This window comes from Anabaena subtropica FACHB-260 (genome assembly GCF_014697105.1).
Lineage (GTDB): Bacteria > Cyanobacteriota > Cyanobacteriia > Cyanobacteriales > Nostocaceae > Trichormus > Trichormus subtropicus.
Genome location: NZ_JACJRF010000001.1, coordinates 197814 through 213399 on the forward strand (window position 1 = coordinate 197814; position 15586 = coordinate 213399).

Sequence of the window (15586 nt, forward strand, 5' to 3'; positions counted from 1 at the left end):
AACTCAGCACTCCTCACTCAGTACTTACTTTAACTGTCTACTAATTTTCATCCTGTAAAATATCTTCCAACATAGGAGCCAGTTCTTTATTTAACCGACCAGATTTGACAAATTCTGCATAAGTATCCGCCTCAACTGCTAGTAGTTCATCTCGGAATTGTTCTGTTGTGAAGTGCTGGAGATTGGGGTATTCATTGTGTAATTTATTGATTTTTATTTGCAACTCGTCAATTTCGCCTGAGACAAGTTTTCCTTGGTAACGAATAAACTCTGGGTCAATACCAGGACGTTTCTCTGTTTGGAGATATTGCAACACCCGTTCTAGGGCAACATGACGGGCGACTAGTTGTAAATACTGTTCGCGTAAGGGTGCATCACCGAGCAAATTGAGCTTTTGCAGTAGGGGTTTAATGGTTAATCCCTGAATAAGTAGAGTAAATAAAACTACGCCAAAAACAGTGGCAATAATTTTGTCTCGCTCTGGCAGTGCAATCGGTACACTTAATGCCAGGGCAATGGATACTGAACCACGTAAACCTCCCCACCACAGAATGGTTTGCTCCGGTAAGGAGACTTCTGATTGAGTCATCATGGCGCTCAATTTGCTCAGAATCAGCAGTGCAATTCCTCGCATTAAAATCATTGCGGCTACAGTGATAGCGATGATTTGTAGGTTTTCTCCTAAACTGGCAAATCGGATTTGGTCGCCAATTAAGAGAAAAACAATAGAATTGACAAAAAATGCCAGAAATTCCCAAAATTCGGAAACAATAATCCGAGTCCGGGGATTCATACCTATGCGAGAACCAAAGTTACCTAAAATCAAGCCTGTGGTGACAACGCCTATTACACCGGAACCTCCCAAGTCTTCGGTAACTAAGTAAGTACCGTAAGCAGACACCAAGGTTAAGGATTGTTCCACCATTGGCAAGTCAAAACGTTGGGTGAGGTAGGAAATGGCAAAGCCAATTAAACAACCTATCGCTACACCAATACCAACCACTTGTAGAAGCTGTAACAAAATTGGTTGGAAACCTAATTCGGCATTTCCCAAGGGCAAAGCCACCAAAAAACCAAAGGCAACTACTGCCATACCATCATTAAATAGGCTTTCGCCTTCCATGAGGGTGACAAGACGAGTACCTACACCCAATTCCCGAAACAAAGCAGTGACGGAAACCGGGTCAGTAGCAGCCAAACTCGCGCCGATGAGCAAGGCTGTAGTCAGGGAAATTCCAGCCAGTTGATTAAGTCCAATTGCTACACCGCCAATTGTAATGAGTACCCCAAATACCGCATATAGGCAAATTGGCAACAAATCTCGCTTCAAATCAGACCACTTTAAATTCCACGCGGCTTCAAATAATAGCGGTGGTAAAAAGATCGACAGAATTAAGGCGGGAGATAGGACAACCAGGCGCACATCGACAACGGCTAACCCCAAGCCGACAATTACCAATAGTAAAGTATAGGGGATTTGGCGAAACCAACTAAATACTTGGGGTAAGGTGGCTACACCTAAAGAAACTGACAGTACTAACAGAAACTGCTTGAGATTCGTGGCGATCGCTTCTTCACTAATTGCTGATTCAATTACCATAAGTAAATATCTGGTAGAATTTTGTACTTATTCTCTTGTGATTAGATTCAGATGATGTCATCTGAATCTAGGATTTTAATGATTTAGGCATGAATGATTGACAGTAAATTTAACCAGAAGGAGCAAGGTCTTGGGTCTTAACATTCGAGATCGGTTTAAAAACTTCCGACGCAGGAAAAGACAGCCAGAGCAACTGCAACTGTTGCAAGTAGATTTACTGGCAGAATCTAAGCTGGACATATCTTATATCGCTCTTATTGTTAGTTCCTGTGCGATCGCTACTTTTGGTTTGTTGTCAAATAGTAGCGCTGTAATTATTGGTGCCATGATTATCGCTCCCTTGATGTTACCAATTCGGGGACTAGCTTTTGGTGCTTTGCAAGGTGATATAGTTTTATTTCGCCAAGGTATCATATCAGTAGGCGTAGGTACATTACTGGCACTAGCGATCGCCTTCTTTTTGGGTTTAATGGTAGGGCTACCCAGTTATGGTAGTGAAGTGCTGGCTCGTTCGGAACCCACATTGTTAGATTTAGGTATCGCTGTTGCTGCTGGTGGTATCAGTGGTTATGCCAAAGTTGAGCAAAAAATTTCCGGTAGTTTGGCAGGAACAGCGATCGCTGTGGCGCTGATGCCTCCTATATGTGTAATTGGACTGGGTCTAGCTAAGGCAGATTTCCCACTCAGTTTCGGTGCAACCTTGCTCTACCTCACCAACTTACTAGGTATTAGCCTCTCCTGTATGGTGACATTTTTGGTAGCAGGCTATACTTCCATGAGCCAAGCGCGCCGCCCCCTGATATGGACTTTGGTCATGACAGCTATCCTGCTTGTTCCCTTGGGTATCAGCTTTGCTCGACTTGTGCGACAGACGCAATTGGAAGCTAGTCTACGTAGAGCATTATTGAATCGTACTGTCACCTTTCAACGGGTGCAATTGTTTAGAAGTAGTACCAACTGGTTAGTTAATCCTCCAGAAGTGCGCCTGAGTGTGCGAGCAAAAGACGCTGTTACACCCCGACAAGTACAATTACTAGAAGAATTTGTCGAGCGAGAAATGGGACAAGCTTTCACCTTGATTTTTGAAGTTGGTCAAGTTGAAGAAGTGAGAAATTCTGAACCTTAGTATCTTACCCAGGTAAAAATCGCCACATTATTCAGATTTGCAGAGCAATAAGTAGGTCGGCGTAAATAATTATTGTTGGAATAAGGCAGGGGGCAGGGAGCAGGGAGCAGGGGGAGAAAGAGTTTGAGCTTTATTTACTTTTCTTCACATAGTTTGGTTTTATTGCACCTATTTACTTAGACGTTTTTCAATTAATGATAAAAATTAGTTTTTAAAACTTTAAGTAAGTTAGTGTGAATATTTATCATTGGAATTAGGCAGGAGGCAGAAAGGAAGAGGGTTTTAGTTGAATTTACTTTTTGTTACATAGTTTTGCTTATTTCATTATTAGCTTTAATTGCGGTTTTCTTCCTCAATTCCTGAATTTGCGCCACTACCAGTGGGTGGGAATCTTTTTGTAATTTGGGCAAGAGTTCCAAAAGAACGCGATGAGAAACTACACTTAAATAAGCGATCGCGGCTTCTCTGACAAAGCCTGTAGGATGACGCAAAGCCAACAATATTTCGTTAATTGTCAGGCGAATTCGGCTAACTTGGGCAAAATGAAAGCAGCAAGCCAAGCACCAATCGGAGAGAAAATTACCCAAGGTGAGCATCTTCCGCAATCTTTCACTAGCTGACAACTTTTGATATTCTGTAAATTCTGCCTCCACAAGATAATGCAGCTTTTCTTGGTGCGATCGCTTATCTAAAATATTCAACAACAAAGATTTTGTTGGCAAATTCACTGTATGTTCTAATATTTCTAAACCCCGCGCTAAATTAACCATCGATTCAGAACGGAGATTAAAAGCTGCTGCCTGCATTTTCTCTGGAGAATACAACAGTTTTAATAACAATAATAACCGTTCCCTAATATCCCATTCCATCTCTCCTAAGGCGCGTTGTAGTAAATCACCAATAATCAAAACTCGTTTACTTGTTTGGCTATTATCTAGATTTAATTGTGGTTGTAAATCTAGATAAGCAGCATAAATTTCACCCAAAAATCGTAATTCCTGATCAATGAGATTTTCCACTCGACTGTGCTGAAACCTGTCTACTAAATTGGTGATTTCTGATTGTTTTTGGATTTTCAATAAGCTGCGGAGAATATGATATCTATTACCACCCCAAGAAGATTCCAATTGTAACCATAAGGTCTCTACTGCTTCTGTTGTGGAAATTTGTCCTATAGTTCGCCACGCATACATCCGTAATACTTCTGGTTTATGGGCGTTGGTAGCTAGATGTAATAGCAGATCTAAGCCTTCATTCTCCATTTTGACCAAGGCACGCATAGCTGTAGCGCGAGTTGATTTGTAATAAAGTGCTGTCAACAGTGCAGAATAATATTCTTCCATGCGTGTTGCAGCAATCATTTCCAACACAGCACAACGCACCCGTAAAGATTCATCCTGTAACAAATTGGGGATATGAATCCGCAGAGCCTGTAAATAGACCACTTCTCTGAGGGCTTTCACTCCATTTACTCGTTCTCGTTCTTGCTTATGAGTCAACATCCGGCGTAAGGTTTTTGTCGCGGCTACTTTTTGCATGGGTGTTCCCTGACTCAACAGTAAAGCCGCAGCAGTAGCACGGGTTAATGAGTGGTGGCGTTGGTTGAGGTATTCTTCCAGTTGGCTTAAATTAGGGTTGGGATCAGCTAGCCAGACATAGCGCAACGCTAAGGCAAAAACTTCTGGATCAACGTTCCCTGGGTGACGTTCTAACAACCAACGCACTTCCGATACATGAGTAGGATTAGCATCAGTTGCCAGCATCACCTCTAAACTGTGCCGTTGTAAATCTGGCGGTAGCTTGAATAGTATGGATGCTAAAACATCTGCTGCCCCTTGGGGATCAATTTGAGCTAACAATTCAATACAAGAGTGTTTATCTGCGGTGCTACCTTTTTCTTCTAAAGCTTTGACTACCCCTTGTTTAAAGGCACGCAAACCCACATTAGCGGCACTTAGTTCGCCGCGTTCGGCACTTAAGACTAACAAATCAACATAACGCGATCGCAGTAACCATACTACCTTCAAACAAGCAACGGCTACTACCATTGTTTCGCCGATAAATACCCACTTTTGCATGGTTGCAGGCACTAACAACCCACAAACAAACAAGGTAATAACAATGATGATACCAGCCGTACCAGTGGCGATCGCTTCCGCAGTTCCCCCTGATAATGCCTGCATCCGGCTACGAATGTGTTCAGGGATAGGTTGATATAGTAATGGCCCGCTACTGACAACGAAGGTATAACGCAGCAGTTCATCAAAGAATTTCAACCCTACTAATCCCCAGAAAAAAGCCACCGATTGTATTCCGGGTATGACATAAAGTAAAGCAATCAACCCTGGGACTACAAAGCCTACAGCCACAGGCAAAAGAGCAGCAGTAAAGAACACGCCAAAGCGTTCTATCAGTCGGCTGGAAAAAAACCACTGGGTGGCTAATTCACACAAACCGACGATACCACCAAATATCCCTAAAAAGCTGGCTAGTTCTCGATTACCCAAGTTGATTTTCAGTTCTTGGAGATATTGAAAATCTACTAATAAACCAATGATTTGTAAAAGACCGACAAACGCAAATAACTGTAATGTATAACGCTTGAGTGGTGCTTGGATACGCCGATGACGAGAGGCTTGTTCTTGGGGAACTAAGCGCTGTGGTGCATCGGGAAAGGAGGTACGATACTGATAACTTAAATAGCAGAGAATCGCCGAACCCATAATGATCACTGCACAGGCGATCATAATCACGCGGTTGAGTTTGGCAAACTCCAACAACCAAGGCAAACTAAAGCCACTGATCACATCAGCTACTAACAAACCACTACTAATCAGTGGGTAGGTGCGTTTAATTTCTCGAATGTTAAATAATTGGTTGGCAACGATGGAAGTATTCAAATCGTTGACCACATACAGGGAATCTACCCACAGCCGCAGCAGAAATACCACGATGACTGAAAAGTAGGAGACATTGATTCCCCAGCGTAATAATACTAACAACATTAACGGCACGACCATACAAGGTGCGATCGCCACAACCACCCAACGCAAAGGAAAAACCTTTTGCAGCCAAGAATAGACAAAAACCAGTGCCATACCCATCACCGCACTGGCAATATACATCCAAGGTAGTGGCCCAGCACCATATTCATCTAAAAATAGTGCAACCGTACTATCTTCAGCCCAACGCAACCCTATAGATACAGTCGTGTAGAAGGCGAACATCATCCAAGTCCGTTCGCCTTCTTCTGGTCGTAGATTCACCCATTTTAAAAGTTGTGCCAGCCAACTTGGATTAGCTGCCAACGAATAATTTTTCAATTCCATGTTTTACTTTCTGGTATCTTCACCGTCCGGTGAGGGAGTGAGGAGTGGGAAGCAAGGAAGCATTAATCATTAACTTCCCCCATCTCCCTCATCTCCCCATCTCTCTCCTGACTTTTCACGGAATCTGGAAAACCCCTCTCCAAACCTCTCCCCTACAAGGAGAGAGGCTTTAATTTTTCCCCCTTCCCTCGCAGGGAAGGGGGTTAGGGGGTTAGGTTTTACGTTAGCTTTTCCACATAACGTGAAAGGTCAGATATCTCTCATCTCCCTACTCTCTACTTCCATTCCCAAAATGGCAAAAGTCCTGAACAACTGAGTATTATGTTTCCCACTCAGCGTTCAGGACTATCAAGTTGCAATTAATTTCAACGACGGTGAAGCCGTTTTGATATTTTCAGTGGTGGATTACTTGGTTACAAAAATGCTTAGAGGATTACTTTTTAGGCGATATGAGCATCATCATATTTCGCCCCTCTTTTTTCGGTGCTTGTTGCACTTCACCAAACGGTTCTAGATCCGTTGCCATTCGCTTCAGCAAATGTTCAGCTAAGTCGCTGTGTTGAATTTCCCGACCCCGGAACATGACAGTTGCTTTGACTTTGTCACCATCTTTGAGGAAGCGTTCTGCTTGCTTAACACGCACATTGTAGTCGTGTTCTTCAATTTTGTAGCGCATCTTCACTTCTTTTACATCAGCCGTGTGCTGCTTCTTCCGGGCTTCCCGCGCCTTCTTCTCCTGCTCAAATTTGTATTTCCCATAATCCATGATCCGACATACTGGCGGGTCAGCCTTGTCACTGAGCAGCACTAGATCCAGATCCTTTTCCTCTGCTAGTTGCAGAGCTTCCTGTGGAGTCAGAATTCCTAACTGGGAGCCATCAGTGTCAATAACTCGAATTTTCGGGAAGCGAATCCGTTCGTTAATTTGGGGCAGATCGCGAGTTCTTTTTTTCTCAATCACAGGCATTATGATTTGTGGGAGCTTCTTTGTTAAGTGATGTAATGTGGACTTGATTGGTTGGTTTTGCTTGGTCTGCCTTAGCAGCACAATACTAAAATAACTGAGAACTTAAAAATGAGTCTATAGTTTTGGGGTAGTTAGTCCATAAAATAGTTTATTTGTCGCTGTATTTGTTATTCTACTCACTCTGAGAGAATTTCTCTGCGATCATTAATTTAAATCACACAATCTAGAGAAAAGTTAATTATTGTAACAATTCTTTTGCCAGGGCAAGAATAATAGTTTAATTAACCCCTACACTTCTACATCTGCCCCCTACTTTAAGATAGAAATTAATAACTGAGGAATTGTTACCATGACGGTACACTGGCAGGAACGGGTGGGTAATCAACGGGATTGGGTTTGGCGGGGGTGGCGGACTCGTTACACTTATATTCGTTCTAGCCAAGATTCTCCAGAAAACACGCCTCTGATTTTACTGCATGGGTTTGGTGCCTCTATTGGACATTGGCGACATAATTTAGAGGTTTTAGGCAAATCCCATACAGTGTATGCGTTGGATATGTTGGGTTTTGGTGGTTCGGAAAAAGCACCAGCAAATTACAGCATCGAACTTTGGGTAGAGCAAGTTTACGAATTTTGGCGCGCTTTTATCCGTCAACCAGTAGTATTGATAGGAAATTCCAATGGTTCTTTGATTTCTTTGGCGGCGGCGGCGGCTCATCCAGATATGGTTAAGGGGATTGTGATGATGAGTCTACCCGACCCATCATTAGAGCAAGAAATGATCCCGCCTTTTTTGCGTCCCGTAGTGACGACAATCAAGAATATTGTCGCTTCACCAATATTTTTAAAGCCTGTCTTTTATTTCGTGCGCCGTCCCAGCGTCCTACGTCGCTGGGCTAGTCTAGCTTACGCCAATCCCGCAGCCATTACCGATGAACTTGTGGATATTTTAGCCGGGCCTCCGCAAGATAGGGGTTCAGCTCGTGCTTTTAGTGCTTTGTTTAAAGCAGCGATCGGTGTTAACTTTAGTCCTAGTGTCAAAGCTATATTACCAAGTTTACAAATTCCCATGCTGTTAATTTGGGGGCAGAAGGACAGATTTGTCCCACCCATACTGGCTACTCAATTCGCGCAATACAACAAAAAGTTGCAATTGCTCAACCTAGAAGATGTCGGTCATTGTCCCCATGATGAATGTCCAGAAAAAGTAAACCAAGCAATTTTGGAATGGATGGACAAATCTTTGGGAGATTCCCAACATTTAGTCATCTCCCACAAATGACAGATATTTTCAGGTTTTTAGCCAATATTTACTTGGTTCGTGTCAACGTTTGTAGCACCGTGTACAGAACGCGCCACAGAAATCATTTTATTGAGGATGTCTTGGCTGGGAACGTTGCCTTTTAAAACTACAGTGCTTCCAGTTTGAGCCACCCATAGGGAGTTCATATCATCAAGTTGCTGGTCTTGATCAAATGCTAATGCTACACGCTTGGCTAAACCACTTTGGTCATATTCTCCATTTAACCCCAAACGTTCTGGTGGGATTGATTGGGTAGCAGTAGGTGCATTAGTAGTTGCAGGGGCTTGTGATACTTGTGGAGTGGGATTTACCTGGGCATTTTGAGGTTTTTCCATGCCAAAAAGTCTTTTTAACCAACTCATAAATGCTTTTGTCCTGATTTAAGGTTTGCAATATTACTTACGATAAGAGTTGAAAAAATAATCTACATCTGCCTATCAAAAGATATGCACTCTAAGTGACTTCTGCTTTTAGTTTGATTTAGACACAACTTTTTTGCATAACAGATGAGGAATGCAGGTATTAAGTTTAAAATAAGGTATAAGATTTATAGTTTATTAACCTAGTAAGCAGTACGTGTAGGGCAGTTGTTAGCTAATATTTGCATTAGTTATATGCTGTCTGAGCCTGTGTTGGCAAAGATGAAACATACTCTTTCAGTTCTGGTAGAAGATGAGGCGGGAGTTCTCTCCCGCATTGCTAGTTTATTTGCTCGTCGCGGCTTTAATATTGAAAGCCTGGCCGTTGGCTCAGGGGAAGAGGGCGGAGTTTCTCGTATTACAATGGTTGTACCTGGTGACGATCGCGTGATTGAGCAACTCACTAAGCAACTGTACAAGTTGGTCAACGTCCTCAAGGTACAGGATATAACGGAAACTCCTTGCGTGGAGCGAGAATTAATGCTCCTGAAGGTGAATGCTACTAGCAGCAACCGTTCAGAAGTCATCGAATTAGCTCAGATTTTCCGAGCGCGAGTTGTCGATGTGGCGGAAGATTCTTTAACTTTGGAAGTTGTCGGCGACCCTGGTAAAATGGTGGCGATCGTCCAGGTGCTACAAAAGTTTGGTATCAGGGAAATCGCCCGCACTGGTAAAATCGCCTTGACTCGTGAATCTGGCGTCAACACTGAGTTACTCAAGTCATTAGAAGCCAAGGTTTCGTAAGATTGAGATGATTCATTGGTTCCCAGTCTCTGGCTGGGAATTACAGCAGAATTCAGGAGTCAGAATTCAACATAGTCAAGAAAAGCTATACCTACAAAAGTAAAATAGGCTTGATTCTCTGTTTTGAAAATAAGTTTGTTTACTTGACTAACTGAACATTTGCTGTCAGTTCTCTACAAAATCTGATTAGAATCAAATTTGTCTTTTTTTGGTGAGTATTCAGAACAATTTTTAGCTTCTTCCGTGAGTACAACGCTAGGCTGTACTGCACATTTAAGATAATGATTATTGGCATAAAATTGGCAGTTTTTACAAGGCAATTGATGTAAGCCGTTAACTGTAAAAACCATCTTATTTTCTATAATTGAACGAATTTTACGCAAAATTATAAAAAATATTACCCAACTAAAAACTAATCCCACAGGAGTTAATGATATAGCTATATCGGAAATATCTATACTACTTGGCTGGGTTGTTTTTTGCTGAGATTCAGTACTAGTAACCGAGTTGATATTACTATTGGCTGTGATTTTAGATTGATTTATTACCTCGTAAAACATATTCTTGACCCTTACTTATATATATTAATTGCCTTGTCCGCTTTACTATTTTATTGTGCTTTTAAAACAGAAATATTTATCGATGAATAATATCACGGCTTTATGGATAAGACGTTGAACCTACATAAAGTACATATCAATAATTTTTACTGGAATCCTATAAAGATGTATCATAATTATCACCGTATTTAATTAAAGAATAATTATTTCTAAGCTTCAATTCTATATTTAACAAAATAAGATTTTACTCATCTCTGCCAATAGTTTTGCTTAGAAAATTGGCAGGTATATCTAAAGATATATATTAAAGACTTAATTTTTTAAATATATTTTTTACATTAAAATAAATTAGATAAAAATTTTAGCCATCGTGTATTATATAAAAATTATTCATATTTAAAATAGGGTAGTTAATAAATGTCGAAATTTGTTAAGAAAAACAAATCGACTCAAACAAATATTGATATGTTAGATAAACTAGAAAATATCAATCATACATAAAAATACCGAGATTGGTAAGTACTAATTAGCTCCCAAGGTAGTTATTAGTTTATATCTTGCATATCCTCCATTTTCTGCCAGAGAATGAATCCTCTAGATAACAGCACAAGTCAATGAAGACTGACTCAAGTACTGTTATAACCTGATAAATTTGACTTTGGCTATTAGGTAATAAAATCTTTGATTTTTGCTAAATTTTATCGTGGTAACTGTAGAGTGTCAGGGTGACAACATAGGTATTGAGCAGATTTTTGCTATCAACTTGCATCTGATGGGATGATGGCTGTTGAAGATATAAAATTTAACCCTTACTCTCAGCTACTTTGAACTAAAACTAGGAATCAGGAAGATAAATAGTCCAGAGTAAATACATACTCTACTATTTAAAATTATTCCGGTTTATTGGCGCTATTGGGTGAAAATTGCAAAAACAGTATTCGTATCATAAAAACCCTTAAAAATAATATTGATGAAATCAAGAACCATCAAGATTTCAGAGGAGGAGAAGATGGAAATCTTTGATTATGTAATTCTCGGAGCGGGCTTGGGTGGACTAGCAACAGCTGCTTGTTTAACCAAGCAAGGGTATAATGTGGCAGTTTTAGAAAAACATTATTTACCTGGTGGTTGTTGCCATACTTTTGATTATGGTGAATACAGTTTTTGTGCGGATGTGCATTACATTTCTCAATGCGGTTCCGGTAAAGCTATTACTCAATTTCTCAACTACATTGAGCAAGATGTACCCTTTAATAATCTTGACCCAGACTGCATAGATCGAGTCATCACACCAGAAGCAGATTTTAGAATTCCCTTAGGCTGGGAAAGTTTGCGCTATCGTTTACTATCTAACTTTCCCGAAGAAACCAGTGCTATTAACCGCTACTGCAATGAAATTCAGCAAATTCATCAAGAAATGCGTAATTTAGTCCAGGAAATACGTTGGTTTGACCAAAAGTGGTCTGACTGGTTAAAGTTACCCAAATATTTCCATCTATTTAAAAAGCGGAATTGGACTCTGCAAGATTTGTATAACTATGTCGGGTTATCACCCAAACTGCAAGTTGTGCTGGCGGGACAAAGTGGCGATTATGCACTACCACCAGCAGAAATCGCCCTGCTAACTCACACTTCTCTCGTTTGGGACTATTCTGAAGGTGCTTATTATCCAAAACATCACTTTAAGCACTTTGTTGATACTATTGTCGAGACAATTACCGCCAGTGGCGGTGCAATTGCTTATGCTACAACAGTTAATCATATCCAAGTTAGTGGTGGCAAAGTTCATACTGTAATTGCCGATGGCAAAATCTATCGAGCTACCAAAGCCTATATCAGCGACCTTGACCCCAAATTAACAGTGGAATTGATGCACGATGGTGAAGCCATCAGCCATAAAGAACGACGGCGGCTGACTGGTTATGAATATTCGGCGAGTGCTTTTAATATTTACTTGGGTTTAGATAGCCACTTTGATCCACAACGCTACGGAATTGGTAACTGGAACGTCTGGTATTATCCCACGGGAGATTTAAACAGAGGATATCAACGACAATTGCAAGGTGATTTCAGCAATCCGTGGATTTTCCTTTCTTGTCCGACGATGAAATCTAATCAACCCGGAATGGCTCCAGAGGGTCATCATGTGTTGGAAATAGCCACTGTCTGTCCTTACGAACCTTTTGCCTACCTGCATAAAAATGACCCCGCGGCCTATAAAGCTAAAAAGCGGGAAGTTTACCAGCAAATCATGAACAGTGTTCGGGATATTGTTCCAGATATAGACAATTACATCCGCATGAAAGTTTTCGGTACACCCACCACCAGCGAATATTATCTGGGACAGCCACAAGGCAATATTTATGGTGCGAAATTAGTTCCTAGACAAGTAGGGTTAAATCGTTTGGGATATGCAACAGAGTTACCTAACCTGTTTTTGGTGGGAGCAAGTGCTGGGTATCCTAGTGTTCCTGGGGTAATTGGAAATGGAATGGATGTTGTAGAAATACTAACTGGGGAATCGATACGACGGAAAAACACCACTACTCAACCATTGGTTGGGATGAGGTAAGGTCGTTTTAGTGAAGTACATCGCATTGAGATTAGGTTTCAATCAAACTCAGTTTCGCAAAAAGCTTTCAATAAATTAATACAGTTAGAAATCGCACCTAAATGAGCAATTTCATAACCGTGAGTATTTTGGGTAGGAAATGCTAAACAAGCCGCACGACCAACATGACCGAATTTCATAGCAATGGAAGCATCACTACCAAAGCCACTGAGGGTTGTTAGCTGCACTGACATATTTAATTGCTTGGCACATTGGCGCAGTTCTCCATTGAGTCCTTCATCATATATGCCATAAGCATCCTGAACTAAAAGTACTGGGTTTTCTCCATCTTTAACAGGATATTCCTCAGATAAGGGACAAATTTCTAAAGCAATCAAAGCATCTAATTGTTGATTTTGGGTAAAAAATAAGGCTCCAATTGCTCCTACTTCTTCTTTGGCGGAAGCTACTAAATAGACATCGATCGCTGGCTGTTGCAATTGTTGAGATAAAGCTAATAGAATCGCTACTGATGCTTTGTTATCTAAGGTATAGCTGGCAATATGATTCTGAAGTCTCATCGGACGTTTGCGATGTTTGCCGATGACCATTCTTGTCCCTGGACGAATACCAGCAGCTTCTAATTGCTCTGTTGTAAGTTTGGTTTCAATCCAAGCATTTTCCCAGGTGACTGGTGTATCTTCTTGCTGCGCCTTTTGTGGTGATTCGTGGGAAACGTGGCGAGAACCAAAACTGAGAATACCGCTAATGGTTGCGTTGTCTCCTAATAAATCGACCACACCCTCGCCGTAAACCCAAGGGTAAGCACCTCCAAGTTTGCGGACTTCTACCCGTCCTTCATCAGCAATATTTTTGACGATCGCGCCTATTTCGTCTTTGTGAGCTGTGATAGCGATCGCTCTGTCGTGATTCTTGCCGGGAATTTTGGCAATAATATTATCGGCGCGATCGCTCCACACTTCCACACCCAAGGCTGCAAATTTTTGTAGCAGAAATTGGTTAATTTCTGTTTCTACACCACTAGGTGAATGGTGCATCACTAATTCTTCAATAGTTGCAAATAATTGGTTGTAATTCCACATTAATACTTTTATTTAATCTCTATATCAGCCATATCTAATTATATTCCATTTATTGTCTGGGCAAGCTCTTTAAACTAGAACTACATGGTTATTGTTGGTATATTCGTAATTTAAAAATATCGCTCATTCATTTACATGAATGAGCAAGAGACGGCTAATTATTGAAAATTAACCTTTACCTTTGTTACTGAATTGAAGATTTAATTGATCTCTTTTGTAAGCGTTTGATGCTGCTCATTGCACCTAATGCACCCAAGAATAATACACCAATTGTGGTTGAAGACTCAGGAGTTGTTGCTGCCAATACTGATTCTGCTACTAACTTATGACCATCGGTTGATGGGTGAATATCATCCCAGAAAAAATACTTGCTGGTGTCATTAATACAGTTAGGAAACTGAGACAGACAAGAATCAGTTACATTTTCAAAACCAAATTCGCCCGGAGTTGCCAGCACACGATTAACTAAAGAATAAATATCAATTTCAATGATATTAACTTTTTGGTTTTTCCGAATTTCGTCTAGATTTTTGGCTAAATTTGAGTTGAAATCTTGAGTGGCTTGAGTTAGTATTGCAGGGTTGCGACCATTTGTTCCCGATGCTGGAACCTGACCCAAATCCGGCAAGTTAAACACTAAAATATTTTTAGCACCTATCGCCGCTAAGTTACTGACAGCCTGGGAAATATTAGTATAAGGTTGGGGTTGATTGGGGTCAAGAAATGCAGAACCAAAGAGATAGTCATTGGCTCCACCAGACACAGCATAGAGCGCATTAGAATCAAGATTCTGTTGATTGATCTGGAGTAATCCTTGAAAAGCAGAGACTTGCTCTAAAACTCCAGGTAAAGGGAAACCAAAAGAGTTACCTTCGCCGGAATTAGCACCACCGATAGCGAAATTAATACCTTGGGTAGGAAAGGGTGTAGCAGGAGGAGTAGCAAAATTTAAGGTAGGAAATAGGTTAGTGATGGGTGTGCTTGTTAAACCTAGCTTTTCTCCTAAATAATCTACCCATATTGGACCATTAGAAAAACGCCCTGCAAAGTAAGGAGGGCTGGGGGGAATAGGATTTGATGGATTAAATAAACTGGAAATGTTAGATGTATTACCTGTATCAGATAGACTATCGCCAAATACATAAAGCCCGGTAATAGTTCCAGCAGAAGCTTTTAGCGGCACAATACAAGAGAGGGTAATAAAACTTGCTGCTATGATTTTAGTTTTCATGTTTGATGAAATAAGGAAATGTTATTTTTGGGGAAGTTTGGTAAAGTTAGGCAAAATTTATTTAGTAGTACTAGGTTAGCCAGCACAGCTTAAAGTAATTTCTCTTAAGTAACTTTACGTAGCCATCAATAACATATCAAGAAAAACTAAAATAAGTATTAATATTTATGTGATTTTTATAATTCAAAATCACAAAATTAAGTATCCTTCATAAATGGATCAGATCAATTCTCTAGCATAGGGCAACAGATTTAATCTGGTGACTGTTGTTGCAGTATGGCATCCCCATATTGAATTAAGGTATTGAGGCGATCGCTAATTATCTTCAGTCTTGTTTGCACAGTAGAGGGTTGTCGCGCCCCTTGCAAAAACATGACATCTACCTCTAGAAGACGCAATTGTTTGCTAATTTCTGTCTTGTAGGACTGTATGCGCGAATCTTCCTCAGCCAAAGGTGCAATTTCCTCGGCAAACAATAGCTTTAAGCCAGCTAGGCGCTGATGTAGTTCTACTGCAACGATTTGATTTGTGCTGATCCCAGCACGAAACTCTAGTAGTAATGTTACCAGGAGTTGATATTTTTCAAGATTTAAAGACATCTAGTGCTATTTACGATAGTATTAATGTCAAGAAAATTTATTTATACAATAAAC

The 15586-nt window shown here is 40.6% G+C and carries 12 protein-coding genes; 4 read left to right on the plus strand and 8 right to left on the minus strand.

The genetic code is table 11. The features are described 5' to 3' along the window. Nucleotides 1–40: 40 nt before the first annotated feature. On the minus strand, nucleotides 41–1600 hold the full coding sequence (locus H6G18_RS00780; protein WP_190405165.1) for a cation:proton antiporter: 1560 nt from the start codon (nucleotides 1598–1600) through the stop codon (nucleotides 41–43). A 130-nt stretch (nucleotides 1601–1730) separates the two neighbouring features. On the opposite strand from H6G18_RS00780, the gene H6G18_RS00785 reads away from it, so the two are divergent. Then, nucleotides 1731–2726 carry a DUF389 domain-containing protein gene (locus H6G18_RS00785; protein ID WP_190405166.1) on the plus strand — a complete coding sequence of 332 codons (996 nt, stop codon included), beginning with the start codon at nucleotides 1731–1733 and terminating at the stop codon, nucleotides 2724–2726. A gap of 302 nt (nucleotides 2727–3028) precedes the next feature. On the opposite strand, the gene H6G18_RS00790 is transcribed toward H6G18_RS00785, so the two are convergent. Together H6G18_RS00790 and infC are read right to left on the minus strand one after the other, a co-directional pair. Further along, nucleotides 3029–6055, minus strand: coding sequence for an MFS transporter (locus H6G18_RS00790; protein ID WP_190405167.1), 3027 nt, complete (start codon nucleotides 6053–6055; stop codon nucleotides 3029–3031). Nucleotides 6056–6488: 433 nt separating this feature from the next. After that, nucleotides 6489–7022: a translation initiation factor IF-3 gene (gene infC / locus H6G18_RS00795; protein WP_190405168.1), complete on the minus strand. Its 534-nt coding sequence runs from the start codon at nucleotides 7020–7022 to the stop codon at nucleotides 6489–6491. Nucleotides 7023–7371: 349 nt separating this feature from the next. Between infC and H6G18_RS00800 the strand changes: the two genes are divergently transcribed. Then, nucleotides 7372–8304, plus strand: a complete 933-nt coding sequence (locus H6G18_RS00800; RefSeq protein ID WP_190405169.1) for an alpha/beta fold hydrolase — start codon at nucleotides 7372–7374, stop codon at nucleotides 8302–8304. Nucleotides 8305–8321: 17 nt separating this feature from the next. On the opposite strand, the gene H6G18_RS00805 is transcribed toward H6G18_RS00800, so the two are convergent. Beyond that, nucleotides 8322–8687 carry a BON domain-containing protein gene (locus tag H6G18_RS00805; protein WP_190405170.1) on the minus strand — a complete coding sequence of 122 codons (366 nt, stop codon included), beginning with the start codon at nucleotides 8685–8687 and terminating at the stop codon, nucleotides 8322–8324. A 279-nt stretch (nucleotides 8688–8966) separates the two neighbouring features. Here H6G18_RS00805 and ilvN point away from each other — a divergent pair, with 279 nt between their 5' ends. Then, nucleotides 8967–9488 carry an acetolactate synthase small subunit gene (gene ilvN, locus H6G18_RS00810; protein WP_041456726.1) on the plus strand — a complete coding sequence of 174 codons (522 nt, stop codon included), beginning with the start codon at nucleotides 8967–8969 and terminating at the stop codon, nucleotides 9486–9488. A 173-nt stretch (nucleotides 9489–9661) separates the two neighbouring features. On the opposite strand, the gene H6G18_RS00815 is transcribed toward ilvN, so the two are convergent. After that, nucleotides 9662–10048: a hypothetical protein gene (locus tag H6G18_RS00815; protein ID WP_190405171.1), complete on the minus strand. Its 387-nt coding sequence runs from the start codon at nucleotides 10046–10048 to the stop codon at nucleotides 9662–9664. A gap of 1009 nt (nucleotides 10049–11057) precedes the next feature. On the opposite strand from H6G18_RS00815, the gene H6G18_RS00820 reads away from it, so the two are divergent. Continuing rightward, complete coding sequence (locus tag H6G18_RS00820; RefSeq protein WP_190405172.1) at nucleotides 11058–12620, plus strand: phytoene desaturase family protein; 1563 nt, start codon at nucleotides 11058–11060, stop codon at nucleotides 12618–12620. A 38-nt stretch (nucleotides 12621–12658) separates the two neighbouring features. On the opposite strand, the gene H6G18_RS00825 is transcribed toward H6G18_RS00820, so the two are convergent. From H6G18_RS00825 to patD, 3 genes are all read right to left on the minus strand, one after another. Then, nucleotides 12659–13702 carry a M42 family metallopeptidase gene (locus H6G18_RS00825; protein WP_190405173.1) on the minus strand — a complete coding sequence of 348 codons (1044 nt, stop codon included), beginning with the start codon at nucleotides 13700–13702 and terminating at the stop codon, nucleotides 12659–12661. Nucleotides 13703–13886: 184 nt separating this feature from the next. Beyond that, the gene (locus H6G18_RS00830; RefSeq protein WP_190405174.1) at nucleotides 13887–14933 is read right to left on the minus strand and encodes an SGNH/GDSL hydrolase family protein; all 1047 of its coding nucleotides are present in this window, start codon (nucleotides 14931–14933) and stop codon (nucleotides 13887–13889) included. 251 nt (nucleotides 14934–15184) lie between these two features. Continuing rightward, nucleotides 15185–15532: a heterocyst frequency control protein PatD gene (gene patD / locus H6G18_RS00835; RefSeq protein ID WP_190405175.1), complete on the minus strand. Its 348-nt coding sequence runs from the start codon at nucleotides 15530–15532 to the stop codon at nucleotides 15185–15187. Nucleotides 15533–15586: the final 54 nt, after the last annotated feature.

Coding starts and splice junctions, on each gene's coding strand:
- H6G18_RS00780 (WP_190405165.1), bottom strand. CDS start 1,600: ATGGTAATTGAATCAGCAATTAGTGAAGAAGCGATCGCCACGAATCTC.
- H6G18_RS00790 (WP_190405167.1), bottom strand. CDS start 6,055: ATGGAATTGAAAAATTATTCGTTGGCAGCTAATCCAAGTTGGCTGGCA.
- infC (WP_190405168.1), bottom strand. CDS start 7,022: ATGCCTGTGATTGAGAAAAAAAGAACTCGCGATCTGCCCCAAATTAAC.
- H6G18_RS00800 (WP_190405169.1), top strand. CDS start 7,372: ATGACGGTACACTGGCAGGAACGGGTGGGTAATCAACGGGATTGGGTT.
- H6G18_RS00805 (WP_190405170.1), bottom strand. CDS start 8,687: ATGAGTTGGTTAAAAAGACTTTTTGGCATGGAAAAACCTCAAAATGCC.
- ilvN (WP_041456726.1), top strand. CDS start 8,967: ATGAAACATACTCTTTCAGTTCTGGTAGAAGATGAGGCGGGAGTTCTC.
- H6G18_RS00815 (WP_190405171.1), bottom strand. CDS start 10,048: ATGTTTTACGAGGTAATAAATCAATCTAAAATCACAGCCAATAGTAAT.
- H6G18_RS00820 (WP_190405172.1), top strand. CDS start 11,058: ATGGAAATCTTTGATTATGTAATTCTCGGAGCGGGCTTGGGTGGACTA.
- H6G18_RS00825 (WP_190405173.1), bottom strand. CDS start 13,702: ATGTGGAATTACAACCAATTATTTGCAACTATTGAAGAATTAGTGATG.
- H6G18_RS00830 (WP_190405174.1), bottom strand. CDS start 14,933: ATGAAAACTAAAATCATAGCAGCAAGTTTTATTACCCTCTCTTGTATT.
- patD (WP_190405175.1), bottom strand. CDS start 15,532: ATGTCTTTAAATCTTGAAAAATATCAACTCCTGGTAACATTACTACTA.